Below are 24912 nucleotides of genomic sequence, written 5' to 3'. Positions count from 1 at the left end.
TCATACGGGAACCGGGCAGCCCCGATCGGCCGTATCTTCGACAGCGCGCCGAGCACGTCGCGTGCGCCGAGCACGTCGAAGGAACGAGGGGGAACCGTCCATGGCACTGAGCCTGCAGAAGGTCGAGGAGACCGCGCCCGCGCTGGTGAGCCTGTACAAGCAGGCGGGGGTCTCGCTGCGGAAGCACGGGATCGACGGGCAGCGGGTCGCGGTGTACCTCGTCGTCGACTACTCGGGGTCCATGAAGCCGTACTACAACAACGGCAGCGTGCAGGCCCTGGCCGACCGGGTGCTCGGGCTCTCCGCGCAGCTCGACGACGACGGGCGGGTGCCGGTCGTGTTCTTCTCGACGGACGTCGACGCCGAGACCGACATCCGGGTCGACGACCACGTCGGGCGGATCGAGCGGATCGTCGCCGGGCTCGGACACATGGGCAAGACGAGCTACCACCTCGCGATGGACGCCGTCATCGACCACTACCTCGACAGCGGCTCCACCGCGCCCGCGCTCGTCGTCTTCCAGACGGACGGAGGCCCGATCAACCGGCTCGCCGCCGAGCGGTACGTGTGCAAGGCGGCCAGGCTGCCGCTCTTCTGGCAGTTCGTCGGCTTCGGCGACCCCGGCAGCAAGCAGTTCGACTTCCTGCGCCGGCTGGACGAACTGGCCGTGCCCGCGAAGCGCCCGGTCGACAACTCCGGCTTCTTCCACGCCGGTCAGGACCCGAGCCGGGTCTCGGACGAGGAGCTGTACGACCGGCTGGTCTCCGAGTTCCCGGCCTGGCTCGCCGCCGCGCGGGCCCAGGGCATCGTCCGCTCCTGAGGCCGGGGTCGGGGTCGGGGTTGGGGCCTGGGCCGGGGCCGGGGCGGAGGGGGTGGCCCGGCGTTCCGGTGCGGGAGATCATGACGCCATGACCTCTCTCGTACGACACGTGACGATCGACTGCGCCGACGCCTACGCCCTCGCCGGCTTCTGGGCGAAGGCGCTCGGCGCCAAGCTCTCCGACGACGACAAGCCCGGCGACGAGGAGGCGCTCGTCGAGTCGCCCGGCGCCGGTCTCCTCTTCATCCAGGTCCCCGAGCCGAAGGCGGTCAAGAACCGCGTCCACCTCGACCTCCAGCCGCAGGACCGCACCCGCGACGAGGAGGTGGACCGGCTCATCGGCCTCGGCGCCACCCTGCTCGACGACCGGCGGAACGCGGACGGGACGGGCTGGGCGACCCTGGCCGACCCGGAGGGCAACGAGTTCTGCGTCGAGCGCAGCGCCGCCGAGCGGGCGGCCGGCGCCGCTCCCGCCGCCGCCTCCTGACGCTGGTTCCTGAAGCCGCTTCCTGAGGCCGGCGGAGCGGCCGGAGAAATCCGGACAGAAGATGTCGGGTATCCGGTGTTCCCTGGTGCCGTGACCACGAGAGACGGAACCACGACGGACACCGGAACCACGACGGACGCCGAGACGACGGCGGACACCGGAACCACGACGGACGCCGAGACGACGGCGGACACCGGAACCACCTGGGCGGCCTTCGCGGCCGCCGAGCCCGAGCTGGCGGCGACCGTACGGGAGCGCTTCGGGCAGCACCCCCACCACGCGCTCGCCACCGTGCGGAAGGACGGCTCGCCCCGGCTCAGCGGCATCGAGGTGGACTTCCGCTTCGGCGAGCTGTGGCTCGGCATGATGCCGAACTCGCTCAAGGCGCTCGACCTGCGGCGCGACCCCCGCTTCGCGCTGCTCGCCAACCCCGGCGAGGGCACCGGCATGGGCGGCGGGGACGTCCGCGTCTCCGGGCGGGCGGTGGAGATCACCGACCGGGAGGCCGTCGCGCGGCACGCGGCCGACGCGGGCGCCCCGCTGCCGTTCCACCTCTTCCGGGTGGAGCCGACCGAGGTCGTACGCGTCTGGGTGGACGGCGACGAGATCTGCTTCCGCACCTGGCGCCCCGGCCGCCCGGCCCGCACCCTGCGGCGCGGCAACGACGACAGCCCGCCGCGCGAGGACGCGTGAGGCTGTGCCGTGGACGTCGCGTGGCGCGAGGTCCCGTCCCAGGGGTCTCGGGCCAGGGACCCCTGGGACGAGAATGGGCGCGTGCCGAAGACCCCCCTGAGCCCCAGCAAGAAGAAGCCCCGGACGGCTGCCGCGCCCGAGCGGCGCCGAGAACTCCTGGACATCGCCGCGGAGGTGTTCGCCGCCCAGGGGTACGACGCCACCACCGTCCGCAGGATCGCGGACGCCGCCGGGATGCTCGCAGGGAGCCTCTACTACCACTTCGACTCCAAGGAGTCGATGCTCGACGAGATCCTCTCCACCTTCCTCGACGAGCTGTGGCAGGGGTACGACGCCGTCCTCGCCGCCCGCCTCGGCCCCCGCGAGACCGTCGAGGCCCTCGTCACCGAGTCCTTCCGCGAGATCGACCGGCACCGCGCCGCCGTCGCCATCTACCAGAAGGAGTCCCGCCGCCTCACCGAGGAGCCGCGCTTCCACTACCTCGCCGACGCGCGGCGCCGCTTCGAGAAGGCCTGGCTCGGCACCCTGGAGCGCGGGGTCGCGGACGGCGTCTTCCGCGTCGACCTCGACGTCCGGCTCACCTACCGCTTCGTGCGCGACACGGTCTGGGTCGCCGCGTCCTGGTACCGGCCCGGCGGGCGGCACAGCCCCGAGGAGATCGCCCGTCAGTACCTGTCGATGGTGCTCGACGGGATCGCCGTGCGGCCCGCCCGACCTGCCGGGAACCCGCCGAGCGGCTGTGACTCGGGTCACGCCCCGAGGCCGTGACCGGCGGCGGACCGGGCGGCAGGGGCGGGAAGGTCCGGGGGCGCACTATTGTTCCTGGTAGAAACGGCCGGGGCCCGCACCCTCGCGAGGGTGCGGGCCCCGGCCGTGCCGCGCACAGGCCAGGAAGGCACGCATGACCCGCTCCGAACGCCCCCACAAGCGCGGCCCCCGCACCGCCCAGGCGAAGACCACCTCGCAGCCCAAGGGCTCCCGCGGTGGCCGTCGCCCCGCCACGCCCCCTCCGCCGCAGGAGTTCACCCCGCCGGAGACCGTGACGCCCGCGCTGCCGCCCGTGGCCTCGTTCGAGGACCTGGACATGCCGGTCGCGCTCCTGAAGACGCTCGCCGACCAGGGCGTCACGGAGCCGTTCCCCATTCAGGGGGCGACCCTGCCGAACTCGCTCGCCGGACGTGACGTCCTCGGCCGGGGCCGTACCGGCTCCGGCAAGACCCTCGCCTTCGGGCTGGCCCTGCTCGCCCGCACGGCGGGCCGCCGCGCCGAGCCGACCGCGCCGCTCGCCCTGGTCCTGGTCCCCACCCGCGAGCTGGCCCAGCAGGTCAGCGACGCCCTCGCCCCGTACGCCGCCGCCCTGCGCCTGCGGCTGACCACCGTCGTCGGCGGCATGTCGATCACCCGGCAGGCCTCCGCGCTGCGCCGCGGCGCCGAGGTGCTCATCGCCACGCCCGGCCGCCTCGACGACCTCATCGGCCGCGGCGACTGCCGCCTCGACCAGGTCGCCGTCACCGTCCTCGACGAGGCCGACCAGATGGCCGACATGGGCTTCCTGCCGCAGGTCACGAAGCTGCTCAAGCAGGTGGAGCCGGACGGCCAGCGCCTCCTCTTCTCCGCCACCCTCGACCGGAACATCGACCGGCTCGTGCAGATGTTCCTCGACGACCCGGTCGTGCACTCCGTCGACCCGTCGGCGGGCGCGGTGACGACGATGGAGCACCACGTCCTCTACGTCATGGACGAGACCGACAAGAAGGCCGTGACGATGCGGATCGCGGCCCGCGACGGCCGCACGATCCTCTTCCTCGACACCAAGCGGTCCGTGGACCGGCTGGTGAAGCGGCTCCTCGCCCACGGCGTACGGGCCTCGGGGCTGCACGGCGGCCGTTCCCAGCCGCAGCGCAACCGGACCCTCGACCAGTTCAAGAACGGGCAGGTCACGGCCCTCGTCGCGACGAACGTGGCGGCGCGCGGCATCCACGTCGACGACCTCGACCTGGTCGTGAACGTCGACCCGCCGACCGACCACAAGGACTATCTGCACCGGGGCGGCAGGACCGCCCGCGCGGGCGAGTCCGGCAGCGTCGTGACCCTGGTCCTGCCCGAGCAGAAGCGGGACATGGGCAAGCTGATGTCGAACGCCGGCATCCGCCCCCGCGCCGCCCAGATCAAGTCGAGCGACGAGGAGCTGTCCCGGCTGACGGGCGCCCGCGAGCCCTCGGGCGTCCCGGTCGTCATCGAGACCCCGCAGCCGGCCCAGCAGCCCCGCAAGGCGGCGGAGCCCGGCGCGAAGGGCGGCGGTTCCGGCCGCCGTCGCCGCCGCCCGTCCGGCGCCGGCTCCCCGGGCGGTACGAGCACGGGGACGGGTACGGGCGGGAGCGCGGGCACCGGCACGGGCCGCGGCTCCGCCTCCGGCCGCGGCGGCTCGGGCGCGCGTACCGGCTCGGGTGCCCGGTCCGCGGGTGGCCGCCAGGCCGCGAGCGGCGCGGGTCGCTCGCGCAGCGCCACGCGCTCGCGCGGCACCCGCCCGACCGAGGGCTGACGGCCGACCGGCCCCCCCCGGGGGGGGCCGATCAGCTGCGGCTGGGGCCGGTACGCCGGGGAACAGGCGATCCCGCCCACACCGGCGCCCGGCCGCTGTCCCCGGCCTCGCCGTCGCGGGTACCGGTCGCGGCCTCCCCGTCGTCCCGCTCGTGAACATCGTCCTCTCGGCCGCCCCCGCCGAGCCGACCGCGGCGCCTCCGGGGTCTTCCCCCACCCAGCAGTTCGGCGTCGCCCCCGGCACCGCCTGCTTCGCCGGCCGCCGTCTTCGCACTGGCGGCCCTGCCGAGCCTGCGCCTCCCCCGCACGGCCGTGACGGAGGGAGGGCAGGAGGGGGCCGAAACGTGAAGGAGGGCGGCGCGCACATGGACGAGGCCGGACAGCGGGACCCGGACGGCACGGCGGCGGAGGCCGTCGCATCCCCGGCGAGCGACGTGCCGCTCGGGGACGGCCCCGGGGACCGCGCGCCCGCCGGGGAGCCGCCCGGCCCCGCCCCCCACCCGCTCGCCGCGTACGTGCCCGGGTGGGAGCGGATCGCCTTCAACCGGGCCCTCCCGGACGAGCTGCTGATCCGCCTGCTGCCGCGCAACCCGGGCCTGCTCTTCCGGACCGACCTGCCGCCGGCCGTCGTGGACGCGGCCGTCGCCCACCCGGACCGCAACGTGCGCGCCGTCCTCTGCGAGGCGCGGGTCGCGCTGACTCCGGCCCAGTGGGACCGGCACCTGGCCGCCGAGCCCACGGCCGTCCGCCGGGCCCTCTTCGTCGAGGACGCCGCCCATGCCCGCGTGGCCCTTCCCCCGGAGGCCCTGGCGCGTCTCGCCGCCGATCCCGCTCCCGCCGTACGGGCCGAGGCCGCCCGGCTCGCCGGGCTCCCCGCGGGGCTGCTCCGTACCCTCGCCGTCGACCCCGTCCCCGCCGTGCGGGCCGCCGTCTGCGGACCCGCCTGGCCGCACCTGGACCCCGCCGCGCGGGAGGCCCTCCTCGCCGACCCCGAGGAGCGGGTCGCGGCCGCCGCCCTGACGGCCCGCCACCGCGAGGACCCGCTCGGCGAGGAGGGCCTCGCGACCCTCGGCGGCGACGGCTTCCGCGGCCTGGCCGAGTGCCGCCTCGCGCCCGCGGTCGCGCTGCGGCTCGCCGCCCACGAGGACCCCGACGTGCGCCACCGGGTCGCCGGCCACCCGGACCTGCCGCCCGCCGGTGTCACCCGGCTCGCCGAGGACCCCGACGACGGCGTGCGCGAGGCGGTCGCCCTGCGCCCCGACCTCACGGAGGAGGAGCGCGCCGCCGTCGTCGCCGGGATCCACCTCGACACCGAATCCAGGTGGCCCTACGCCCTGCCGTGGGTGGCGGCCCTGCACGACGACCCCGACGCCATGCGCCGCCTCGCCGCCTCCCCCCACCCGTACGTCCGCGGCAGCGTGGCCCGCGCCCGCCGCCTCCCGCCGGACGCGGTCGCCCTGCTCGCCCGCGACGAGCACCGGGCCGTGCGGCTGTTCCTCGCCGAGTCCTGCGACGACGCGCCCCCCGAGCTGCTCCTGGAGGTCTGGGGCTGGTGGACGGGCAGCCTCAGCTTCCCCGGCCGCCCCCGCACTCACCCGCGCTTCCCCCGCGACGGGCTGCTGCGCTTCGCCGCCGATCCCGATCCCCGCCTGCGGCGTCTCGCCCTCGACGACCCCGCCGCCACCCCGGAGCTCGTCGAGGAGTTCAGCCGCGACCCGTCGGAGGAGGTCCGTCAGGACGCCGCCCGGGACCCCCGGCTCCGGCCGGAGACCGTTCGCCGGCTTCTCGACGATCCCGACCGCTCCGTACGGGCCTTCGCCGCCCGGCACCCCGCTCTCCCGAGGGGCGTCCTGCTGCGGCTCCTCGGGGACGGGACCACCGCCGAGGACGCGGTGCTGAACCCGGCCCTTCCGGCCCCCGTGACGCGGCGGATCGTCGACCTGCTCGACACACCTGTGACCGCCCTGCGGAGGTCCGCGAACGGCGGGTGAGGGGAGGTGAACGTCCGGGGAAGGGACGGGAGTCGGGGTTCCGCGGGCGCGTCCGCGCGCGTCAGCATCGGAGCATGCGCACCCCCACGCGCATCGCCCTCGCCGGCGGTGCCACCGCAGCCCTCGTCTCCTCCCTCCTCCTCGGCGCCCCGGCCACCGCCGCCCCGGCGCCCGCGCCCGTGGCCGTCTCCTCCACGGCGGCCGCGGCCACCGCGGCGTACGGCGACATCTGCTTCTCCGACCTGCCCGTCCAGGCCCACGACACCCTCCGCCTCATCGACGCGGGCGGGCCCTTCCCGTACCGGCAGGACGGCGCCGTCTTCCAGAACAGGGAAGGGCTCCTGCCGGCCCACTCCACCGGCTACTACCACGAGTACACGGTGAAGACGCCGGGCGTCACCACCCGCGGGGCCCGCCGGATCGTCACCGGCTCCGCGTGGCAGGAGGACTACTACACCGCCGACCACTACGCGTCCTTCGACCTGATCGACCACGCCTGCTGACCGCGCTCAGCGGCGCCGTGGCGACGTCCACTCCAGCCGGGTCCTGATCCGGTCGTCGCGGACGAACTCCAGCGCGGCGAGCGCCGTTTCGCGGGGCGCGCCCTCCGGGTCCGCGTCCGCCAGGATGGCCGCCAGGGCGTCGACCGCCCGCGGGTCCTGGCGGATCGCCAGGCCGCGGGCCGCCTCCGCGGCCGTCTCCGGATCGTCGTCGTCGAGCCGCTCGGCCAGCCCCTCCCGTACGAGCGGGGTGTCGTCGGGCAGTTCGGCGAGGGCGAGCGTCGCCCAGTCCCGTACGCGCGCGTCGCCGTCCCGGCTCAGGTCGAGGAGCACCCCGAGCGCCTCCGTGTGCCCGGGCGGCACGATCCCGGCCAGCGCGCCCGCCACCGCCCGCCGCACCGCCGCGTCAGGATGCCGGGCCGCGGCGAGGAGTTCGGGCACGGCCGCCGGATCCCCGCAGGCGCCGAGCGCCGTCACCACCGACAGGGCGGGCTCCCGCGCGGGCGGCACCGTCTCCGCCGCCAGCCGGCGCAGCACCGGCAGGGCGCTCGCCCCGAAACCGGGCAGCGCGCCCAGGACCCGGGCGCCGAGGGCCCGCCGCAGCGGATCGCGGTAGGCGCACCACGCGGCGGCCGACACGAACGTCTCCTCGTCCGCGCGCCCGGCCAGTTCGGCCACGACCGTCGTCCAGTCGTCGAGCTCCGGGTCGGCGCAGCGCAGCGCGCGGGAGGCCAGCTCCTCGTGCGGGGTGCGCCGCCCCAGCGCCGCCTCCAGGAGGGTGGCGATCGCCGCGTGGCCGGTCTGGCGTTCGTTCCCGCGCCCCGGGGCGCCGTTCTCCCGCAGCAGTTCGACGACGACGGTCACCCCGCCGTCCTCCCGGATCCGCCGGACCACCGCCTCGTACGTCTCCCCGCCCTCGTTCCCGGCGACGAGCCCGCGCCGCAGATCCGCCGCGACGTCGACGCCGATCCACCGCCGCGCCTCCCGCAGCGCCGGGTCCAGGGCCCGCGCCCCGTGGTCGAGCAGCGCCCGTACGCAGCCGGTGGAGCCGCGCCGGGCTGCGGCGACGAGCGGGACGAGGCCGTCGGGTCCCGGCCGGTCGGGGTCTGCGCCGTGCTCCAGGAGGGCCCGCGCGGTGTCGGCGTGCCCGAGCCGGACCGCCCAGGCGAGCGCCGTGTAGCCGTACGCCTCCTCCTGGTCGGCGCGCGCGCCTCCGGCGAGCAGGGCCCGCACGACCTCGGTGTGTCCGCCGCAGGACGCCCCGCACAGCGGCAGGTCGCCGCCGTCCTCGCCGCTCGGCCGCCCCGGGTCGGCCCCCGCCGCGAGCAGCATCCGTACGATTCCGGCCTCGTCGGCGACCGCCGCCCGGTACAGCGCGGTCTCCCCGTCGGCGAGGACCTCGGGATCGGCTCCGCCGCGCAGGGCGCGGAGGACCCCGTCCTCGTCGCCGTGCAGGATGACGTCGAACAGGTCCGCGTCGAACAACGTGCTCATGCGCCCGACCCTGACCCGGAGCCCCCGCCTGGCGCAAATCGATTCCCGCGCCACGGCGCCGTCGGAGCGCCCGGCCGCAGCTCCCGCCACAGCCCCGGCCGAAGCCCCCGCCGCAGCCGCCGCTGTCCGGGCGGCCGCTATCCGGCGCACTCCAGGACGGTCCGGCACAGTCCGCAACGCGCCCGCAGGGCACGACCGGTGGGGACGCGGAGCCGCTGTCGGCAGACCGGGCACGCGAAGGCGACGGCGGTCGCCGGGCTCCCGCCCTCGAAGGTGTACGGGGCGTCCGGCGCGGCCCGGCCCCTGCGGCGCTCCTGCCCGTACCGCCGGCGCGCCGCCCAGCCGGCGGCGGCGAGCGGCGGGAGCCGCAGCTCCCGGTCGGCCTCGGCCCTGCCGCGTACCCACGCCTCGTACGCCACCGCGCTGGTGAACCACGGCGAGGGGTCCTCGCCGAAGCGGTGGGCCCGTTTGGCGAGGACGTACCCGAACTCCTCCGGCGTCAGGTAGCCGAGCTTCTGGCGTTCGACGCCGTCCTCGCGGAAGGCGTCGAGGAGCAGCCAGCCTGCGCCGAGGTAGGAGGTCGCCACGTCCGTCAGGAGCTCGTTGGCGACGGTGCCGGGGAAGCGCAGGCCGAGCCGGTGGAGCAGGACGTGGGTGATCTCGTGGGCGAGCGCGGCACCGATGTCCCTGCGGCGGGTGCGGAACCGGTCGTGGAGTTCGACGAAGTACTCGGGGCCCGCGGAGAGTTCGACGTGTGCCGCGTGCTCCAGGGGGCGGAAGCTCACCACCATCCGGGCCTCGGGCAGCCGCAGGTGCCGTACGAGGGCGCGGGCGACCCGCTGGGTGCCGAGGTGGAGGTCCTCGGCGGGGTCGATGGCCACGTCGGCGGCGGGCACGCAGGTCGCGTAGCGGTCGATCCCGGTGGGGGAGAGGCGCCGGTGGAGCGCGGTGAGCGAGGCGTGCACGGTGGCGCGGTGCGGGAAGCCGCGGGCGACCGCGTAGCCGCCGTCGTCGCTTCCGTCGCGCCCCTCGCGGTCGTCGCGCCCCTCGCGGTCGTCGCGTCCGTCGCCGTCGTCGCGTCCCTCGCCGTCGTCGCTTCCGTCGGCTGAGCGGTCGGTGCGCGGTGTCGGTCGGGCGGTGGACCGGTCGGTCGTGGATCCGTCGGTCCCTGAGCGCTCGTAACGGTGCGGCATACCGGCTTCCCCCTTCTCTCCACTGTACGTCCGAGGCCTCGATTTCTGGCCGAAAAGGCTTTCTTGTGGGGGCAGTTGGGCGCCGTCCATAATCCGGACATGCCTTGACGGGCGCATGTCATTGAGCGGTGGCGTGCCATCGCCGACGGCTGCCCGGACGAGGCCGGAACCCCCCACGGAAGAAGGCAGACACATGCAGAAGCAGAACAGGCTGGTCCGCACCCTCCAGAAACTCGCCGCGGCCGGCGCCGTCGTCCTCGCCGCGGTGAGCCTCCAGCCCACCACGGCCTCCGCCGCCCCCGCGCCCGTCGTGGGCGGCACCCGCGCCGCCCAGGGCGAGTTCCCCTGGATGGTCCGGCTCTCCATGGGCTGCGGCGGCTCGCTGATCACCCCGCAGATCGTGCTCACCGCCGCCCACTGCGTCAGCGGCTCCGGCAACAACACCAGCATCACCGCCACCGCCGGTGTCGTGGACCTCCAGTCGAGCAGCGCCATCAAGGTCAGGTCGACCAAGGTCCTCCAGGCCCCCGGCTACAACGGCAAGGGCAAGGACTGGGCGCTGATCAAGCTGGCCAGCCCGATCAACTCCCTGCCCACGCTCAAGATCGCGGAGACCACCGCGTACAACAGCGGCACCTTCACGGTCGCCGGCTGGGGTGCCGCCCGCGAGGGCGGGGCGCAGCAGCGCTACCTCCTCAAGGCGAACGTCCCGTTCGTCTCGGACGCCTCCTGCCAGGCCTCGTACGGCAGCGACCTCGTCCCGTCCGAGGAGATCTGTGCCGGGTACAGCCAGGGCGGGGTCGACACCTGCCAGGGCGACTCCGGCGGCCCGATGTTCCGCAGGGACAACGCCGGTGCCTGGATCCAGGTCGGCATCGTGAGCTGGGGCGAGGGCTGCGCCCGGGCCGGCTACCCCGGCGTCTACACGGAGGTCTCGACCTTCGCCGCCGCGATCAAGTCGGCCGCGGCCACGCTGTGACCCGACGGTGAGGGCCCCGGGGCGACGGCCAGTCGCCCCGGGGCCCTTGCCCGTGCCCGTACCCGTCCGGGCCGCGGCCGGCCGCCCCTCCCTCCGCGACCTCAGGCCCCGCCCCTCCGCCCGCGGGCCTTCCCACCCCTCCGCCCGCGACCTCAGGTCCGCAGCTCCACCGCCGTCGGTCCGGCCCCCTCCAGTTCCAGGACCCACACCTCGTTCGCCCCCTCCCGCAGCACCGGACCCGGCACGAACAGCGCGTCCTGCGGCCCGACCGCCCAATAGCGGCCCGCGCAGAAGCCGTTGACCCACACGAAGCCCCGGGTCCCGCCCGGCAGCCGCAGCCACGCGTCCCCGGCCCCCGCCACCTCGACCGTCCCCCGGTACAGGCCGGCGCCCCGGTCCGCGGGCACCGCCTCGAACGGCACCTTCTCGACGGCCGCCACCGTGAAGGCGTCGAGGCGCAGGCCCCGGGCCCGTACCCCGTGCAGGTACTGCCGCTCGTGCCGCACCCCGCCCGTGACGCCCTTGGGCTCGGCCAGCCGCGGCCCGTAGTTGACCCGGCCCAGCGACTCCACCCACAGGTCCACGACCGCCGGACCCGCCACCGGCTCGGCGAGCGCCGCGTCCTCCGCGTCCAGGACGCCCGCCGGACGCCCGTCCACGTACACCACCGCCCGGTCCCGCAGCCCCGTCACGGAGAGCGGGTACGGCTGCCGGGGCCCCGGCACCGCCAGCCGGTAGCGGACCAGACCCCGGTCCACGCCCAGCTCCTCGAAGGTCGGCGGCACCCCCGTCACCGTCTCCTCGCCGCCGAGCGCCTCCAGCGTCCCGTCCATCGACGTCCAGCCGTCCAGGACCCCGGCCGCCGGAGCCCCGAGCCGCGCCGGCGGTTCCGGCACCTCGGGCAGCGGCCCCTCCGCGTAGGCGGCGAGCACCTCGCGGAAGGCCCAGAACTTCTCCGTCGGCCGCCCCGCCTCGTCGACCGGGGCGTCGTAGTCGTACGAGGTCACCGTCGCCCGCAGCGGCCCGTCGTGCAGCTCACCGGCCCGGTTCGCGCCCGCCCAGCCCCCGAAGTTCGAGCCGCCGTGCGCCATGTACACGTTGACCGAGGCCCCGCACTCCAGGACCTCCCGCAGCGCCGCCGCCGCGTCCGCCGCGTCCCGCACCGCGTGCTCCGTGCCCCAGTGGTCGAACCAGCCGCACCAGAACTCCATGCACATCAGCGGACCCGACGGCTGGTGCCGCCGCAGCGTCGCGAAACCCTCCCGCGCGCCCGAGCCGAAGTTCGCCGTCGCGAGCACCCCGGGCACCGAACCGCCCGTCAGCATGTGGTCCTCGGGGCCGTCCGAGGTGAACAGCGGTACGCTCACCCCGCACTCCCGCAGCAGCCCCGCCAGCCACTCCAGATACACCGGGTCGCTGCCGTAACTCCCGTACTCGTTCTCCACCTGCACCAGGACCACCGGCCCGCCCCGGTCCACCTGCCGCTCCACCACCTGCGGAAGCAGCCGCCGGAACCAGGACTCCACCGGCGCGAGGAACTCCGGGTCCCGGGTCCGCACCCGCCGCCCGAGCGGCCCCGTCACCCAGTGCGGAAGCCCGCCGTTCTCCCACTCGGCGCAGATGTACGGCCCCGGGCGCACGATCGCCCGCATCCCGGCCGCCGCCACCGCGTCCAGGAACCGGCCGAGCGCCCCCACGTCCGCGTGACGGCCCGGCTCCGGCTCGTGCAGGTTCCAGGGGACGTACGTCTCCACACAGTCGAGCCCCATCGCGCGCAGCATCCCGAGCCGGTGCTCCCACTGCCCCTCGTGCACCCGGAAGTAGTGCAGCGCCCCCGACAGCAGCCGTACCGGCCGCCCGTCGAGCAGAAAGTCCTCGTCACCCACAGCGAACGTGCTCATGGCCTCACTCTCGCCCTCTGGCGGACGGCCGGTCCATGGACAAAGATCGTCGCAGTTTGGACGTTAGGGCACGTCCGGCGGACCCACCCCGAGCCGCCGGACGGGCCGCGGGAGGCGCGACGCCGGAAAGGGCGGCCACGGCATGTACCACACCTGGATGCGCTACTTCACGCCCAGCCCCGTCCACCACCGCCTCGGCCTCGTCTGCCTCGGGGTCGGACTCCAGCACGGCACCCTGCCCACCGTCGGGCCCCGCACCCTCGACCACCACGTGGCCGTCGTCGTCTCCGCCGGCGGCGGCTGGTACCGGGGCGTCGACGGGCGGCGCACCACCGTCACCGCCCCCGCCCTCATCTGGCTCACCCCCGGCGTCCCCCACCACTACGCCGCCGACCCCGGCACCGGCTGGGACGAGGCCTTCGTCGACTTCTCCGGACCCGCCACCGCCACCTACACCGAACTCGGCTACATCGAACCCGACCGGCCCGTCGTCCCCCTCTCCGACGCCACCCCGGCCCGCGCCGCCATCGGCCGCATCGCCCGCGCCGCCCGCCCCGGCAACCCCCTCCTGGAGGTCGAGACCGGCGCCGCCGTCCACGAACTCCTCGTCGCGCTGCGCCGCGCCCGCGCCGACACCAACGCCGACGGCGACCCCGTCCTCGCCGCCCTCGCCCGCGACGCCTTCCAGCCGCTCTCCGTCGCCGAACACGCCGCCCGGCACGGCATGACCCCCGCCGAACTGCGCACCGCCGTCCGCCGCGCCGCCGGGTGCAGCCCCAAGGACTACCTGCTCACGGTCCGCCTCGGCCGCGCCAAGGAACTCCTCGCCGCCACCGAGCTGCCCGTCGCCGCCGTCGCCCGACGCGTCGGCTACGACGACCCCGCCTACTTCTCGCGCCTCTTCACCCGGCGCGTCGGCACCGCACCCGTCCGCTTCCGCGAACAACAGGGGCGTACGGTGCACGGCGGCTGGAGCGACCGCGTTCCGGATCCCGAATACCCGCCCACCATCGCCGGAAGATCCGTCTAAGCTCGCTGACCATGAGCGACACCAGCGACATCGACCCGAACGTCACCGCCGAGCTGACCCGCCTGCGCGAGAGCATCGACAACATCGACGCGGCGGTCGTCCACATGCTCGCGGAGCGCTTCAAGTGCACCCAGCAGGTCGGCGTCCTCAAGGCGAAGCACCAGCTGCCGCCCGCCGACCCGGCCCGTGAGGCCCGCCAGATCGCCCGGCTGCGCGAACTCGCCGAAAGCGCGAAACTGGACCCGGCCTTCGCGGAGAAGCTCCTCAACTTCATCATCGCCGAGGTCATCCGCCACCACGAGACGATCGCGGACGGAGCCCGCTGATGACCCGCGTCACCGTCTTCACCCTCGGGGGGACCATCTCCGCGCGCGGCGGTGACGCGGCCGGCCGGATGACCGGCCAGGAGGTCCTCGCCGACCTCGGCGGCGGCCTCGACGTCGTCCTCCGGGACTTCCGCCGGGTGCCCAGCTCCTCCCTCACCCATGAGGACCTCGCGGAGCTCGCCCGGGAGGTGCGGGCGGCCGTCGCCGACGGCTCCGGCGTGGTCGTCGTCCAGGGCACCGACACCCTGGAGGAGACCGCCTTCCTCCTCGACCTGCTCTGCACCACCGAACGGCCCGTCGTCGTCACCGGCGCCATGCGCCGCCCCGATCTGCCCGGCGCCGACGGCCCCGCCAACCTCGCCGCCGCCCTGGCCGTCGCCGCCGACCCCGCCTGCCGGAACCTCGGCGTCCTCGTCGTCGCCGCCGACGAGATCCACGCCGCCCGGCACGCCCGCAAGACCCACACCACCTCGACCGCCACCTTCGCCTCACCCGGCGTCGGCCCCCTCGGCAGCGTCGTCGAGGGCAGGCCCCGCGTCCTGCTCCGGCCCGCCGTGCCCGCCGCGCTCTGCCCGCTGACCTTCGACCCCGCCGTCAGGGTCGCCCTCGTCACCCTCTCCCTGGGCGACCGCGGCGAACTCCTCGACGCCGTCGACGACCGCTTCCAGGGCCTCGTCGTCGCCGCGTTCGGCGCCGGCCACGCCCCCGCCCGGCTCGTCGAGCCGCTCGCCGCGCTCGCCCGCCGCATCCCGGTCGTCCTCGCCTCCCGCACCGGCGCGGGCACCACCCTGGCGCACACCTACCGCGGCCCCGGCTCCGAGTACGACCTCCTCCACCACGGCCTCGTCCCGGCCGGCCCCCTCGACGCGCCCAAGGCACGCCTGCTGCTCCACGCCCTGATCTCCAGCGGCGCGGCCACCCCGGCCGGCTACGACCGCCCCCGCATCACCGCCGCCTTCGCCCACCTGGACGGCACCGGCCTCGCCTGAGGCCCACGGAGCCCGCCTGGACGGCACCGCCTGGCCCGAGGCCCACGGAGTCCGCCCCCCCCGCTGGCACCGCCTCGCCCCGGACAGCGGGGTGGACGCCCGATCCGCCACCACCCCTGCCAGCCGCCCCGGCGATCGGGCAGCATAGGGCCATGTCCGTACTGACGCGCGACGAAGCGCAGACCCGTGCCCAGCTCCTCGACGTCCACCACTACACCGTGGACCTCGACCTCACGACCGGTGACGAGACCTTCGAGTCCACCAGCCTCATCACGTTCACCGCCCGCGCCGCCGGGGACACCTTCGTCGAGCTCAAGCCCGTCACCCTCCACTCGGCCACCCTCGACGGAAAGGCCCTCGACGTCGCGGGCCTCGAAGGCAACCGCCTCCCGCTGAGCCTCACCGAGGGCGAGCACGAGCTGCGCCTCACCGCCACCATGCGCTACTCCCGCACCGGCGAGGGCATGCACCGCTTCACGGACCCCACCGACGGCGAGGCGTACGTCTACACCCAGCTGTTCATGGAGGACGTCCAGCGCGTCTTCGCCGCCTTCGACCAGCCCGACCTGAAGGCCGTCTTCCAGCTGAACGTCACGGCCCCCGAGGGCTGGACCGTCCTCTCCAACGGCATCACCGAACAGCAGCCCGACGGCAGCTGGCAGGCCGCCCCCACGCCGCTGCTCTCCACCTACTTCGTCTGCGTCGCCGCGGGCCCCTGGCACTCCGTCCGCACCGAGCACGCCGGCCTGCCCTTCGGCATCCACTGCCGCCGCTCCCTCGCCGCGCACCTCGACGCCGACGCCGACGAGATCCTCGCCGTCACCAAGGCCTGCTACGACCGCTACCACGAGAAGTTCGACGAGCCGTACCCCTTCGACTCGTACGACCAGGCCTTCGTGCCCGAGTTCAACGCCGGCGCCATGGAGAACCCCGGACTCGTCACCTTCCGCGACGAGTTCGTCTTCCGCTCCGCCGTCACCGTCACCGAGCGGCAGACCCGCGCCATGGTCATCGCCCACGAGATGGCCCACATGTGGTTCGGCGACCTCGTCACCCTCCGCTGGTGGGACGACATCTGGCTGAACGAGTCCTTCGCCGAGTACATGGGCTTCCAGACCGTCAACGAAGCCTGCTCCGACCTCTTCCCCGACACCTGGATCGACTTCGGCGTCACCCGCAAGGCCTGGGGTTACGAGGCCGACCAGCGGCCCTCCACCCACCCCGTCGCCCCCGACCCGGAGGCCGTCCCCGACACCGCCTCCGCGCTCCTCAACTTCGACGGCATCTCCTACGCCAAGGGCGCCTCCGCCCTGCGCCAGCTCGTCGCCTGGCTCGGCGAGGAGGACTTCCTCGCGGGCATCAACATCCACTTCAAGCGCCACAAGTTCGGCAACGCCACCCTCGCCGACTTCATCGACAACCTCGCCGCCGCCACCGACCGCGACGTCCACGGCTGGGCCGAGCAGTGGCTGCGCACGACCGGCGTCGACGTCCTCAGGCCGCGCCTCGACGGCGAGGGCCAGCACTGGACCCTCACGGTCGACCGCGAGGGCAGCCGCCCGCACCGGATCAGGGCCGGCGTCTACGACCGGGACGCCCTCGGCGCCCCCGTCCTGCGCGAGCGCCACGAGATCGACGTCCCGCAGGAGGCGCCGCTGGAGCTGACCGGCCCCCGCCCCGCCCTCGTCGTCCTCAACGAGGAGGACCTCACCTACGCCAAGGTGCGCTTCGACGACGTCTCCGAGGAGACCGTCCTCCGGGGCCTCTCCGCCCTCCCCGACCCGGTCACCCGCGCCGTCGTCTGGAACAGCCTGCGCGACATGGTCCGCGACGGCGAACTGGAGCCCGCCGCCTATCTGGAGACGGCCCTCGCCCACCTCCCCGAGGAGGACGAACTCGCCGTCGTCCAGGGCGTGCTCGGCTTCGCCCGCACCCAGATCGCCGACCACTACGTCCCCGAGGCCGAGCGCCCCGCCGCCCTCGCCGGGATCGGCGGGATCGCCCGCGCCCTGCTGCGCCGCACCGAGGACGGGGAGGCGCCCGGTCTTCGCCTCACCGCCGTCCGCGCCTGCATCGACAGCGCCACCACGCCCGACAAGATCGCCTCCTGGCTCGACGAGGGAACCGTCCACGGCGGCCCCGAACTCGACCCCGAGCTGCGCTGGCGCATCCTCGCCCGGCTCGCCGTCCTCGGCGCCACCGACGAGACCGTGATCGCCGCCGAACTGGAGCAGGACCCGAGCGCCACCGGCCAGGAGGGCGCCGCCCGCTGCCGGGCCGCCCTGCCGACCCCGGAGGCGAAGGCCGCCGCCTGGGCCTCCCTCTTCGCGTCGGACGACCTGTCCAACTACCTCTTCACCGCCGTCGCCCAGGGCTTCTGGCAGCCCGAACAGGCCGATCTGGTACGGGAGTACGTGCCCCGCTACTACGAGGCGGCCATCGCGCTCGGCGACCGGCGCGGGCCCGCGATGGCCGAGGCGGCGGGACGCTACGCCTTCCCGGCCTACGAGACGACGGAGGACGCCCTCGCCCTCGGGGAGTCCCACCTCGCGGACTCCCCGATGATCCCGGCCCTCCGCCGCAAACTGGTCGACCAGCTCGACGACCTCCGCCGCGCCCTGAAGGCCCGCACGGCCTGACCCCCCGGGGGGGCGGGGGAGGCAAGAAGGGGAGCACGGGCGCGGGCGGCTGTCACGCCCGTGTCCCCCGTTCGGGTCACGCCGGGCCACTCCCCGGACGTACCGGCCGCGCCCCCGGCACGCTGTCGTCCATGCGTGCCGCACCCCCGCCCCTCGCCACCGACCCCGCCCGCCCCGCCGCCCTGAGCCGACTCCTCGGCACCGCCCTCGACGCCCTCCGCGAAGGAGCCCGGGCCCGGGGCGGCCCCCTCCCCGCCGGGGGCCCCGAAGCCGTGGCCGCACGGGTGCGCCAGGCCCTCGGGGAGGCGCTGCCCGAGACGGGCACCGGCCCCGACGAGGCGCTCCGCACCCTCGTCGGGGCCCTCGCGGAAGGCGCCGCCGACCCCGCCCACCCGCTCTGCGCCGCCCACCTCCACACCCCGCCCCTCGCGCTCGCGGCCGCCGCCGACCTCGCCGCCTCCGCCCTCAACCCCTCGATGGACTCCTGGGACCAGGCGCCCGCCGCCTCCGAGCTGGAGGCCCGCGTCACGGCCGCCCTCGCGGCGGAGGTCTTCCCGGCGGCCGACCACCCCGACGCCCTCGTCACCACCGGCGGCACCGAGTCCAACCAGCTCGCCCTGCTCCTGGCGCGGGAGCGGCACGGCCGCGCCGTCCGCACGGTCGTCGGCGCCGACGCCCACCACTCCTTCCACCGCGCCGCCTGGCTCCTCGGCCTGCCGGAGCCGGTCACCGTCCCCGCCCCGCGCGGCACGATGGACCCGGCCGCGCTCGCCGACGCCCTCACGGGCATCGAGGGCCCCGCCGTCGTCGCCGCCACCGCGGGCACCACCGACGCGGGCCTGATCGACCCGCTGCCCGAACTCGCCGACGTCTGCGCGGCCCACGGCGCCGACCTCCACGTGGACGCCGCCTACGGCGGCCCGCTCCTCCTCAGCCGCACCCACCGGCGGCTCCTCGACGGCCTCGACCGGGCCCGCACCGTCACGGTCGACCTGCACAAGCTCGGCTGGCAGCCCGCCGCCGCGGGCCTCCTCGCCGTCCGGGACGCCGCCGACCTCGCCGCACTCGGCCACACCGCGGAGTACCTCAACGCCGACGACGACACCGAGGCGGGCCTGCCCGACCTCCTCGGCCGCTCGCTGCGCACCACCCGCCGCCCGGACGTGCTGAAGGTCGCCGTCACCCTCCGCGCGTTCGGCCGCACCGGCCTCGGCGCCCTCGTCGACCGGTGCATGGACCTCGCCCAGGAGCTCGCCGACCTGGTCGAGAAGGCCCCCGGCCTGGACCTCCGCGACCGCCCCACCCTCACCACCGTCCTCTTCCGCCCCGGCGACGCGGACGACGCCGCCGTCGCGGCGATCCGCCGCACCCTGCTCGCCGAGGGCCGCTGCGTCCTCGGCCGCGCCCGGGCCGACGGCCGTCTCTGGCTGAAGGCCACCCTGCTCAACCCGCACGCCACCTCCGGCGACCTGGCCCGGATCCTCACCCTCGTGGAAGGCAGCACGCACCGATGACCGGCAGCACCCCTCAGCAGGACCTCGACCAGCCCCACGACCTCGTGGGCGTCGGCATCGGCCCCTTCAACCTCTCCCTCGCCGCGCTCGCGCACGGCGTCCCCGGAGGGCTCGCCGCCACCTTCTACGAGCAGCGCCCGGCCTTCCACTGGCACCCCGGCCTGCTCCTGGACGGCGCCACCCTCCAGGTCCCGTTCCTCGCCGACCTCGTCACCCTCGCCGACCCGGCGAGCCCGTGGACCTTCCTCAACTACCTCAAGAGCAGGGAGCGCCTCTTCCCCTTCTACTTCGCGGAGAAGTTCCACATCCAGCGCGCCGAGTACGACGCCTACTGCCGCTGGGTCAGCGAGCGGCTGCCCGGCCTCCGCTTCGGCCACCAGGTCGACTCGGTCCGCTGGAACCCCGAACGGCGCCTCTTCGAGGTCGACTTCACGCAGCTCGACCCGGCGGGCGAGGCGGAGGCCCTGGGCCGCGCCTACACGCGGAACGTGGTCCTGGGCGTCGGCACCGAGCCTTACGTCCCCGAGCCGCTCCGCCCGCTCGCCGACGCCCCCGGCGTACCCGTGATCCACTCCGCCGACTACCTCACGCACCGCGAGACGCTGCTCGCCGCCGGACACGTCACCGTGATCGGCTCGGGCCAGTCCGGCGCGGAGGTCTTCCTCGACCTGCTGCGGTCCCGACCGGCCGGCCGGGAGCGCATCCACTGGCTGGCCAGGACCGAGGCCTTCGCCCCGATGGAGTACTCGAAGCTCGGCCTGGAGCACTTCACGCCGGACTACACCCGCTACTTCCACGCCCTGCCCGAGCCCGTACGGGGCGAACTGGTGCCCCGCCAGTGGCAGTTGCACAAGGGCATCGACGCCGACACGATCGCCGCCATCCACGACGAGCTCTACCGCAGGACCCTCCACGGCGGCTGGCCGGACGCCGTCCTCACCCCCGGCGTCCGGGTCCGCACGGCCGGCCGGGTCGCCACCACCCAGGTGGAGCTGCACCTGGAGCACCTCCAGCAGGGCAGCCGCTCCCGGCTCACCACCGACGCCGTGGTCCTCGCCACCGGCTACCGCGAGCGCCCGGTGGACCGGATGCTGGCCGGCCTCGACCCGTACCTGCGGCACGACGCGGCCGGCCGGGCCCGGATCGACGAGCGGTACCGGATGGTCCTCGACCCGTCGGTCACGGGCGCCGTCTACGTCCAGAACGCCGAGAGGCACACCCACGGCGTCGGCGCCCCCGACCTGGGGCTCGCCGCCTGGCGCAGCGCGACGATCCTCAACGCGATCACCGGCAAGGAGCCCTACCCGCTGCCCCGTCGCACGGCCTTCACCAGCTTCGGTCTGGACGCCCGAGAGGCGCCGGCGATCCCGGCCCAGGGCCAGAAGCTGACGCCTCTCGTCCAGCAGTAGGGCGCCGCCCTCTAGAAGACCGGCACGCCGTCCCGGGTCAGCTTCCAGTCCACGGACGCGAACTGCCCCGGGTCCACGGTGCCCTTGGCCCGGACCCACTGGATGATGGTGTTGCGGATCTCGTCCGAGTCGGCCCACAGCTGCGGGGCGCCGGCGACGTGCGGGAACGCGCCGCCGCCGCTCGCCCGGTAGTTGTTGACGGCGAGCACGAACCGCGCCGCCGGGTCGAGGGGCGCGCCCGCGAAGGACAGGTTCACGATCCGCGAGCCGACCGGCTGGGCGATGTCGATGTCGTAGGTCAGGCCGGAGACGGCGTCGTAGTTGTAGTCCGGGGTGCCGTCCGCGTTGGTCAGCTTCGCCGGGTCCACGGGCGCGCCCGCCGGAGTCCGCACGTAGTACTTCGCCGAGTACTCCAGGTACTCCTTCAGCTGGGCGCCGGTCATCAGCCGGGCTTCCAGGGTGTTCTCGAAGGGGTAGAGGCCCGCGGCGTCCTTGATGGTGACCCGGCCGGCCGGGATGCGGGCGGTGCGGGAGAAGCAGGAGGCCTGCGAGAGCACCGGGAGGTCCGCGTACGCGCCGCCGGCGAGGGCGGCCTTCACGGTCTCCGCCTGGACGGTGTTGATCAGGTCGATGATCGGCTCGTCCTTCCACGGCGCGTCGGCCGTGGCCATGGCGGCGGTGGAGGTGCCGATGACCTGGTTGACGTAGGCGACGACCTTCTCGTGCTCGTCCGCGAGGAGCCCGGTGATCTTCGGGTCCTCCTCGACCGTGTTGGAGTTGAGGACCTGCGCGCCGACCTTCTCGACGGTCCAGCGGCCCTTCTCCCACACCAGGTCGAAGTCGAAGAGGGTGAGCCGCTGGCCCCACTTGAGCGGCTCGGAGAGCGCGACGTCGCGGCCGGTCTCCTTGTTCTTCACCCGGTACTCGGGGATCTCGGTGTGGGCGTGGCCGACGAGGATGGCGTCGATGCCCGGCACCTGCTCGGCGACGAGCCCGGCGGCGTTCTCGATGTGCGGGAGCTGGTCACCGTACGAGGAGGTGCCGCTGGAGCCGGAGTGCGCGGAGACGATCACGACGTCGGCGCCCATGGAGCGCAGCTTGGGCACCCACGTCGCGGCCTGCTCCTCCAGGCCGGGGAAGACCATCCTGCCGCTGACGTTCGCCTTGTCCCAGATGGCGATGCCGGGGTTGGTCAGGCCGAGCACGGCGACCCGGACGTCCTTGCCGTGGGGGGTGCGCAGGCGGTGCATGCTGTACGGCGGGAAGGCCGGGCGAAGGGTCTTGGCGTCGAGCGCGTTGGCGCCGAGCAGCGGGAAGTCGCACTGCTCCTCGAACTTGCGCAGGACCGGTATGCCGTAGTTGAACTCGTGGTTGCCGAGCGCGGCGGCGTCGTAGCCGATGGCGTTCATGGCCTGGGCCATCGGGTGGACCGGGCCGCCGGTCTTCGTGATGGGGTCGACCTTGGCGTAGTAGTAGGACAGCTGGGTGCCCTGGATGGTGTCGCCGGCGTCGATGAGGAGGGTGTTGCGGCGGCCCTTGGCCGCGCGGACCCGGTCGACGAGGGTGGAGATCTTGGCGAGGCCGACGTCGTTGTGCGCCTTGTCGTCGAACTCCTTGTCCGTGAAGTAGTCCCAGTTGAAGACGTTGCCGTGCAGGTCGGTGGTGCCCATGACGGTGAAGGAGTACCGCTTGGCCGGCTTGGGGCGGTGTCCGTGGGCCTCGGCGGGGGCGGCGACCCCGGCCGTCAGGGCGGCTCCGGCTCCGACGGCGACGGAGCTCTCCAGGAACGTCCGGCGGTTCAACGGCATGTGCTCTCCTTGTTCGATCGGCGTCGTCGCCGGTGGGTGGCGCACAACGCGCGTAGATTCTGGCCCAGGCATCACGGTCGCAACAGCCCCTTGCGGTTACGGAGTGGGAAAGTGTTCGGTGACACACGTGCCCGCCGAGCCCCCCCGGAGGAACCACCGTGACGATTCCGCAGCCGCACTCGGACGCCCCGCAGGTGACGGTCCGTGGGGAGGGCCGCCTGGAGGTGGACCCCGAGCTGGCCCGCGTCTGGGTGGCGGTGACCGCGCGGGGCACCGACCGGTCGACCGCGCTCGCGGACCTGACCCGGCGCAACGCCCGCGTCCTCGACCTCCTCAAGGCCCAGGGCCCCGCCGTCGAGAAGCTGGAGACCGGCAGCTTCTCGATCTCCCCCGAGCTGACCCGCAAGGGCCGGGGCGAGCGGGTGCAGGCGTACGTGGGCCGGGTGCGGGTCACGGCCGAGGTGGCCGACTTCACCGTGCTCGGCGAGCTGGTGCCCCGCCTCGCGGACCTGGAGCTGACGAGCGTGGAGGGGCCCTGGTGGTGCCTGCGGCCCGACTCCCCGGCGTACGCGGAGGCGCGCAGGCTCGCGGTGACGGAGGCGGTCCAGCGGGCCCGCGCCTACGCGGAGGCGCTCGGCACCTCGCTCGCCTCACTCCTCGAACTGTCGGACGCGGGGCTCGCGGAGCCGCCGATGCCGAGGCGCGCGGCCTTCGGCGCGGCGGCCGTGGCCTACGCGGCGGAGGGAGTGGCGGAGACCCCGCCGCTGGACCTCGAACCGCAGCGGCAGACGGTGACCGCCGAGGTCGTGGCGCGGTTCACGATGCTGCCGCCCGCACTCTGAGACGGGCGGTCCCGGGGCGCGAAAAACGCTCATCGGAGCACTCCGGTGCACAGATTCAAGTCTTGTCAACAGCCTTTCACGGAAAGGTTGTTGGGTGGTCATGTCCGACCGCTTCGCTACTGATGGGTAAGCCCTAGGCTCGACCCATGCGCCGAGCGAAAATCGTTTGTACCCTTGGGCCCGCCACCGAAACGTACGACCAGATCAAGGCGTTGATCGAGGCCGGAATGGACGTGGCACGCCTCAATCTCAGCCACGGCACGTACGCGGAGCACGAGGAGCGCTACCAGCGCGTCCGCAAGGCCTCCGACGAGACCGGCCGCAGCGTCGGAGTCCTCGCGGACCTTCAAGGCCCGAAGATTCGCCTCGGCCGTTTCCGCGAGGGGCCCGTACTCCTTGAACGCGGCGACGAGTTCACCATCACCGTCGAGCCGACGGAGGGCGACCGCCACCGCTGCGGGACGACCTACCCCGGGCTCGCCCAGGACGTCACCGCCGGCGAGCGCATCCTCGTCGACGACGGCCGCGTCACCCTGGAGGTCACCTCGGTCGACGGGCCCCACGTCCACACCCTGGTCGTCGAGGGCGGCATGGTCTCCGACCACAAGGGCCTCAACCTGCCGGGCGTCGCCGTCTCCGTGCCGGCCCTCTCGGAGAAGGACGTCGAGGACCTCCGCTGGGCCCTGCGCACCGGCGCGGACGTCATCGCCCTCTCCTTCGTCCGCAGCGCCCGGGACATCGAGGACGTCCACCGGATCATGGACGAGGAGGGCCGCAGGCTCCCCGTCATCGCCAAGATCGAGAAGCCGCAGGCCGTCGAGAACATCGAGGAGATCGTCGCCGCCTTCGACGGCATCATGGTCGCCCGCGGCGACCTGGGCGTCGAGATGCCCCTGGAGCAGGTGCCGATCGTCCAGAAGCGCGCGGTCAAGCTCGCCAAGCGGAACGCCAAGCCGGTCATCGTCGCCACCCAGATGCTCGACTCGATGATCGAGAACTCCCGGCCCACCCGCGCCGAGGCCTCCGACGTCGCCAACGCCGTCATCGACGGCACCGACGCGGTGATGCTCTCCGGCGAGACCAGTGTCGGCCGCTACCCGGTCGAGACCGTCCGCACGATGAGCCGGATCGTCGCGGCGGCGGAGGAGGACGTCCTCGCCAAGGGCCTGCCGCCGCTGACGGAGCGGAACAAGCCCCGAACCCAGGGCGGTGCCGTCGCGCGCGCTGCCGCCGAGATGGGCGACTTCCTGGAGGCGAAGTTCCTGGTCGCCTTCACGCAGTCCGGCGACACGGTCCGGCGGCTCTCCCGCTACCGCTCGCCGATCCCGCTGCTGGCCTTCACACCGGACCCGGCGACCCGCAGCCAGCTGAACGTGACGTGGGGCGTGGAGACCTTCCTCGGCCCGCACGTCGACTCGACGGACGCCATGGTCGCGCAGGTGGACGAGGAACTGCTGCGGATCGGCCGCTGCCGGAAGGGGGACGTCGTCGTCATCACGGCCGGCTCTCCGCCCGGTGTCGCGGGCTCGACCAACCTCGTGCGCGTCCACCACATCGGCGACGCGCTCGGCTAGGACACGGGGACGGACCGTCACGGCGCTCACCTCGGGCGCCAAGGTCTCATTCCTTGGAATCAAAGGTAAAGTGCCCCGGGTGGGATTCGAACCCACGCTGTATGGTGTTTGAGACCACTGCCTCTTCCGCTGGGCTACCGGGGCATCCTTCGAAATGAAGGTCGGTGATCACCCGTTGTGCC

20 protein-coding genes and 1 tRNA gene are annotated in these 24912 nt (G+C 74.4%); 16 read left to right on the top strand and 5 right to left on the bottom strand.

Translation table 11 applies throughout. The features are described 5' to 3' along the window. The first annotated feature begins 100 nt into the window (after positions 1-100). The 7 genes from ACWDVG_RS02435 to ACWDVG_RS02405 all read left to right on the top strand — a co-directional run bounded on the left by ACWDVG_RS02435 (position 101) and on the right by ACWDVG_RS02405 (position 7035). Positions 101-820 (top strand): vWA domain-containing protein, encoded by a 720-nt coding sequence (locus ACWDVG_RS02435; RefSeq protein ID WP_451695377.1) that lies wholly within the window; start codon positions 101-103, stop codon positions 818-820. Positions 821-908: 88 nt separating this feature from the next. Further along, positions 909-1307, top strand: coding sequence for a VOC family protein (locus ACWDVG_RS02430; RefSeq protein ID WP_451695375.1), 399 nt, complete (start codon positions 909-911; stop codon positions 1305-1307). A gap of 234 nt (positions 1308-1541) precedes the next feature. Beyond that, positions 1542-2000: a pyridoxamine 5'-phosphate oxidase family protein gene (locus ACWDVG_RS02425; RefSeq protein ID WP_451695637.1), complete on the top strand. Its 459-nt coding sequence runs from the start codon at positions 1542-1544 to the stop codon at positions 1998-2000. 96 nt (positions 2001-2096) lie between these two features. Continuing rightward, positions 2097-2768: a TetR/AcrR family transcriptional regulator gene (locus ACWDVG_RS02420; protein ID WP_451695635.1), complete on the top strand. Its 672-nt coding sequence runs from the start codon at positions 2097-2099 to the stop codon at positions 2766-2768. Between the two features lie 133 nt (positions 2769-2901). Continuing rightward, positions 2902-4542, top strand: a complete 1641-nt coding sequence (locus ACWDVG_RS02415) for a DEAD/DEAH box helicase (protein WP_451695373.1) — start codon at positions 2902-2904, stop codon at positions 4540-4542. Between the two features lie 364 nt (positions 4543-4906). Further along, entirely contained in the window at positions 4907-6532 is a 1626-nt protein-coding gene (locus ACWDVG_RS02410) for a PE-PGRS family protein (protein WP_451695371.1), read from the top strand. A 74-nt stretch (positions 6533-6606) separates the two neighbouring features. After that, positions 6607-7035 carry a ribonuclease domain-containing protein gene (locus ACWDVG_RS02405; RefSeq protein ID WP_451695369.1) on the top strand — a complete coding sequence of 143 codons (429 nt, stop codon included), beginning with the start codon at positions 6607-6609 and terminating at the stop codon, positions 7033-7035. Positions 7036-7041: 6 nt separating this feature from the next. Here the strand turns inward: ACWDVG_RS02405 and ACWDVG_RS02400 are convergent, their stop codons facing one another. Then, positions 7042-8526, bottom strand: coding sequence for an ankyrin repeat domain-containing protein (locus ACWDVG_RS02400; protein ID WP_451695367.1), 1485 nt, complete (start codon positions 8524-8526; stop codon positions 7042-7044). A gap of 137 nt (positions 8527-8663) precedes the next feature. Then, positions 8664-9719 carry a hypothetical protein gene (locus tag ACWDVG_RS02395; RefSeq protein WP_451695366.1) on the bottom strand — a complete coding sequence of 352 codons (1056 nt, stop codon included), beginning with the start codon at positions 9717-9719 and terminating at the stop codon, positions 8664-8666. Between the two features lie 193 nt (positions 9720-9912). On the opposite strand from ACWDVG_RS02395, the gene ACWDVG_RS02390 reads away from it, so the two are divergent. Beyond that, positions 9913-10698 (top strand): S1 family peptidase, encoded by a 786-nt coding sequence (locus ACWDVG_RS02390; protein WP_451695364.1) that lies wholly within the window; start codon positions 9913-9915, stop codon positions 10696-10698. A gap of 152 nt (positions 10699-10850) precedes the next feature. On the opposite strand, the gene ACWDVG_RS02385 is transcribed toward ACWDVG_RS02390, so the two are convergent. Then, positions 10851-12599 carry a glycoside hydrolase family 35 protein gene (locus ACWDVG_RS02385; RefSeq protein ID WP_451695362.1) on the bottom strand — a complete coding sequence of 583 codons (1749 nt, stop codon included), beginning with the start codon at positions 12597-12599 and terminating at the stop codon, positions 10851-10853. 142 nt (positions 12600-12741) lie between these two features. On the opposite strand from ACWDVG_RS02385, the gene ACWDVG_RS02380 reads away from it, so the two are divergent. The 6 genes from ACWDVG_RS02380 to ACWDVG_RS02355 all read left to right on the top strand — a co-directional run bounded on the left by ACWDVG_RS02380 (position 12742) and on the right by ACWDVG_RS02355 (position 20506). After that, a complete protein-coding gene (locus tag ACWDVG_RS02380; RefSeq protein ID WP_451695360.1) occupies positions 12742-13629 on the top strand; it encodes a helix-turn-helix domain-containing protein in 888 nt (295 codons plus the stop codon). An 11-nt stretch (positions 13630-13640) separates the two neighbouring features. Next, on the top strand, positions 13641-13955 hold the full coding sequence (locus ACWDVG_RS02375) for a chorismate mutase (protein WP_451695358.1): 315 nt from the start codon (positions 13641-13643) through the stop codon (positions 13953-13955). Next, the gene (locus tag ACWDVG_RS02370) at positions 13955-14944 is read left to right on the top strand and encodes an asparaginase (protein WP_451695356.1); all 990 of its coding nucleotides are present in this window, start codon (positions 13955-13957) and stop codon (positions 14942-14944) included. The genes ACWDVG_RS02375 and ACWDVG_RS02370 overlap by 1 nt, the downstream gene beginning before the upstream one ends. Before the next feature lie 152 nt (positions 14945-15096). Next, positions 15097-17583, top strand: coding sequence for an aminopeptidase N (gene pepN, locus ACWDVG_RS02365; protein ID WP_451695355.1), 2487 nt, complete (start codon positions 15097-15099; stop codon positions 17581-17583). A gap of 131 nt (positions 17584-17714) precedes the next feature. Then, complete coding sequence (locus ACWDVG_RS02360) at positions 17715-19097, top strand: pyridoxal phosphate-dependent decarboxylase family protein (protein ID WP_451695353.1); 1383 nt, start codon at positions 17715-17717, stop codon at positions 19095-19097. Further along, positions 19094-20506, top strand: a complete 1413-nt coding sequence (locus ACWDVG_RS02355) for a lysine N(6)-hydroxylase/L-ornithine N(5)-oxygenase family protein (RefSeq protein ID WP_451695351.1) — start codon at positions 19094-19096, stop codon at positions 20504-20506. Before ACWDVG_RS02360 ends, ACWDVG_RS02355 begins: the two co-directional genes overlap by 4 nt. An 11-nt stretch (positions 20507-20517) precedes the next feature. On the opposite strand, the gene ACWDVG_RS02350 is transcribed toward ACWDVG_RS02355, so the two are convergent. Next, entirely contained in the window at positions 20518-22314 is a 1797-nt protein-coding gene (locus ACWDVG_RS02350) for a bifunctional metallophosphatase/5'-nucleotidase (protein WP_451695349.1), read from the bottom strand. A 158-nt stretch (positions 22315-22472) separates the two neighbouring features. On the opposite strand from ACWDVG_RS02350, the gene ACWDVG_RS02345 reads away from it, so the two are divergent. Both ACWDVG_RS02345 and pyk read left to right on the top strand, forming a co-directional pair. Next, positions 22473-23156, top strand: coding sequence for an SIMPL domain-containing protein (locus tag ACWDVG_RS02345; RefSeq protein WP_451695347.1), 684 nt, complete (start codon positions 22473-22475; stop codon positions 23154-23156). 146 nt (positions 23157-23302) lie between these two features. Further along, positions 23303-24730: a pyruvate kinase gene (gene pyk, locus ACWDVG_RS02340; RefSeq protein ID WP_451695345.1), complete on the top strand. Its 1428-nt coding sequence runs from the start codon at positions 23303-23305 to the stop codon at positions 24728-24730. 71 nt (positions 24731-24801) lie between these two features. On the opposite strand, the gene ACWDVG_RS02335 is transcribed toward pyk, so the two are convergent. After that, positions 24802-24874, bottom strand: a tRNA-Leu gene (locus ACWDVG_RS02335). Positions 24875-24912 lie beyond the last annotated feature (38 nt).

The sequence above is a fragment of the Streptomyces sp. NPDC003327 genome (assembly GCF_053589515.1).
This window is presented reverse-complemented; position numbering and strand designations above follow the sequence as displayed.

Excerpts from the sequence above, each read along its gene's own strand:
- ACWDVG_RS02435 (WP_451695377.1), top strand. The coding sequence starts at position 101 with ATGGCACTGAGCCTGCAGAAGGTCGAGGAGACCGCGCCCGCGCTGGTG.
- ACWDVG_RS02430 (WP_451695375.1), top strand. The coding sequence starts at position 909 with ATGACCTCTCTCGTACGACACGTGACGATCGACTGCGCCGACGCCTAC.
- ACWDVG_RS02415 (WP_451695373.1), top strand. The coding sequence starts at position 2,902 with ATGACCCGCTCCGAACGCCCCCACAAGCGCGGCCCCCGCACCGCCCAG.
- ACWDVG_RS02410 (WP_451695371.1), top strand. The coding sequence starts at position 4,907 with ATGGACGAGGCCGGACAGCGGGACCCGGACGGCACGGCGGCGGAGGCC.
- ACWDVG_RS02405 (WP_451695369.1), top strand. The coding sequence starts at position 6,607 with ATGCGCACCCCCACGCGCATCGCCCTCGCCGGCGGTGCCACCGCAGCC.
- ACWDVG_RS02400 (WP_451695367.1), bottom strand. The coding sequence starts at position 8,526 with ATGAGCACGTTGTTCGACGCGGACCTGTTCGACGTCATCCTGCACGGC.
- ACWDVG_RS02395 (WP_451695366.1), bottom strand. The coding sequence starts at position 9,719 with ATGCCGCACCGTTACGAGCGCTCAGGGACCGACGGATCCACGACCGAC.
- ACWDVG_RS02390 (WP_451695364.1), top strand. The coding sequence starts at position 9,913 with ATGCAGAAGCAGAACAGGCTGGTCCGCACCCTCCAGAAACTCGCCGCG.
- ACWDVG_RS02385 (WP_451695362.1), bottom strand. The coding sequence starts at position 12,599 with ATGAGCACGTTCGCTGTGGGTGACGAGGACTTTCTGCTCGACGGGCGG.
- ACWDVG_RS02380 (WP_451695360.1), top strand. The coding sequence starts at position 12,742 with ATGTACCACACCTGGATGCGCTACTTCACGCCCAGCCCCGTCCACCAC.
- ACWDVG_RS02375 (WP_451695358.1), top strand. The coding sequence starts at position 13,641 with ATGAGCGACACCAGCGACATCGACCCGAACGTCACCGCCGAGCTGACC.
- ACWDVG_RS02370 (WP_451695356.1), top strand. The coding sequence starts at position 13,955 with ATGACCCGCGTCACCGTCTTCACCCTCGGGGGGACCATCTCCGCGCGC.
- pepN (WP_451695355.1), top strand. The coding sequence starts at position 15,097 with ATGTCCGTACTGACGCGCGACGAAGCGCAGACCCGTGCCCAGCTCCTC.
- ACWDVG_RS02360 (WP_451695353.1), top strand. The coding sequence starts at position 17,715 with ATGCGTGCCGCACCCCCGCCCCTCGCCACCGACCCCGCCCGCCCCGCC.
- ACWDVG_RS02355 (WP_451695351.1), top strand. The coding sequence starts at position 19,094 with ATGACCGGCAGCACCCCTCAGCAGGACCTCGACCAGCCCCACGACCTC.
- ACWDVG_RS02350 (WP_451695349.1), bottom strand. The coding sequence starts at position 22,314 with ATGCCGTTGAACCGCCGGACGTTCCTGGAGAGCTCCGTCGCCGTCGGA.
- pyk (WP_451695345.1), top strand. The coding sequence starts at position 23,303 with ATGCGCCGAGCGAAAATCGTTTGTACCCTTGGGCCCGCCACCGAAACG.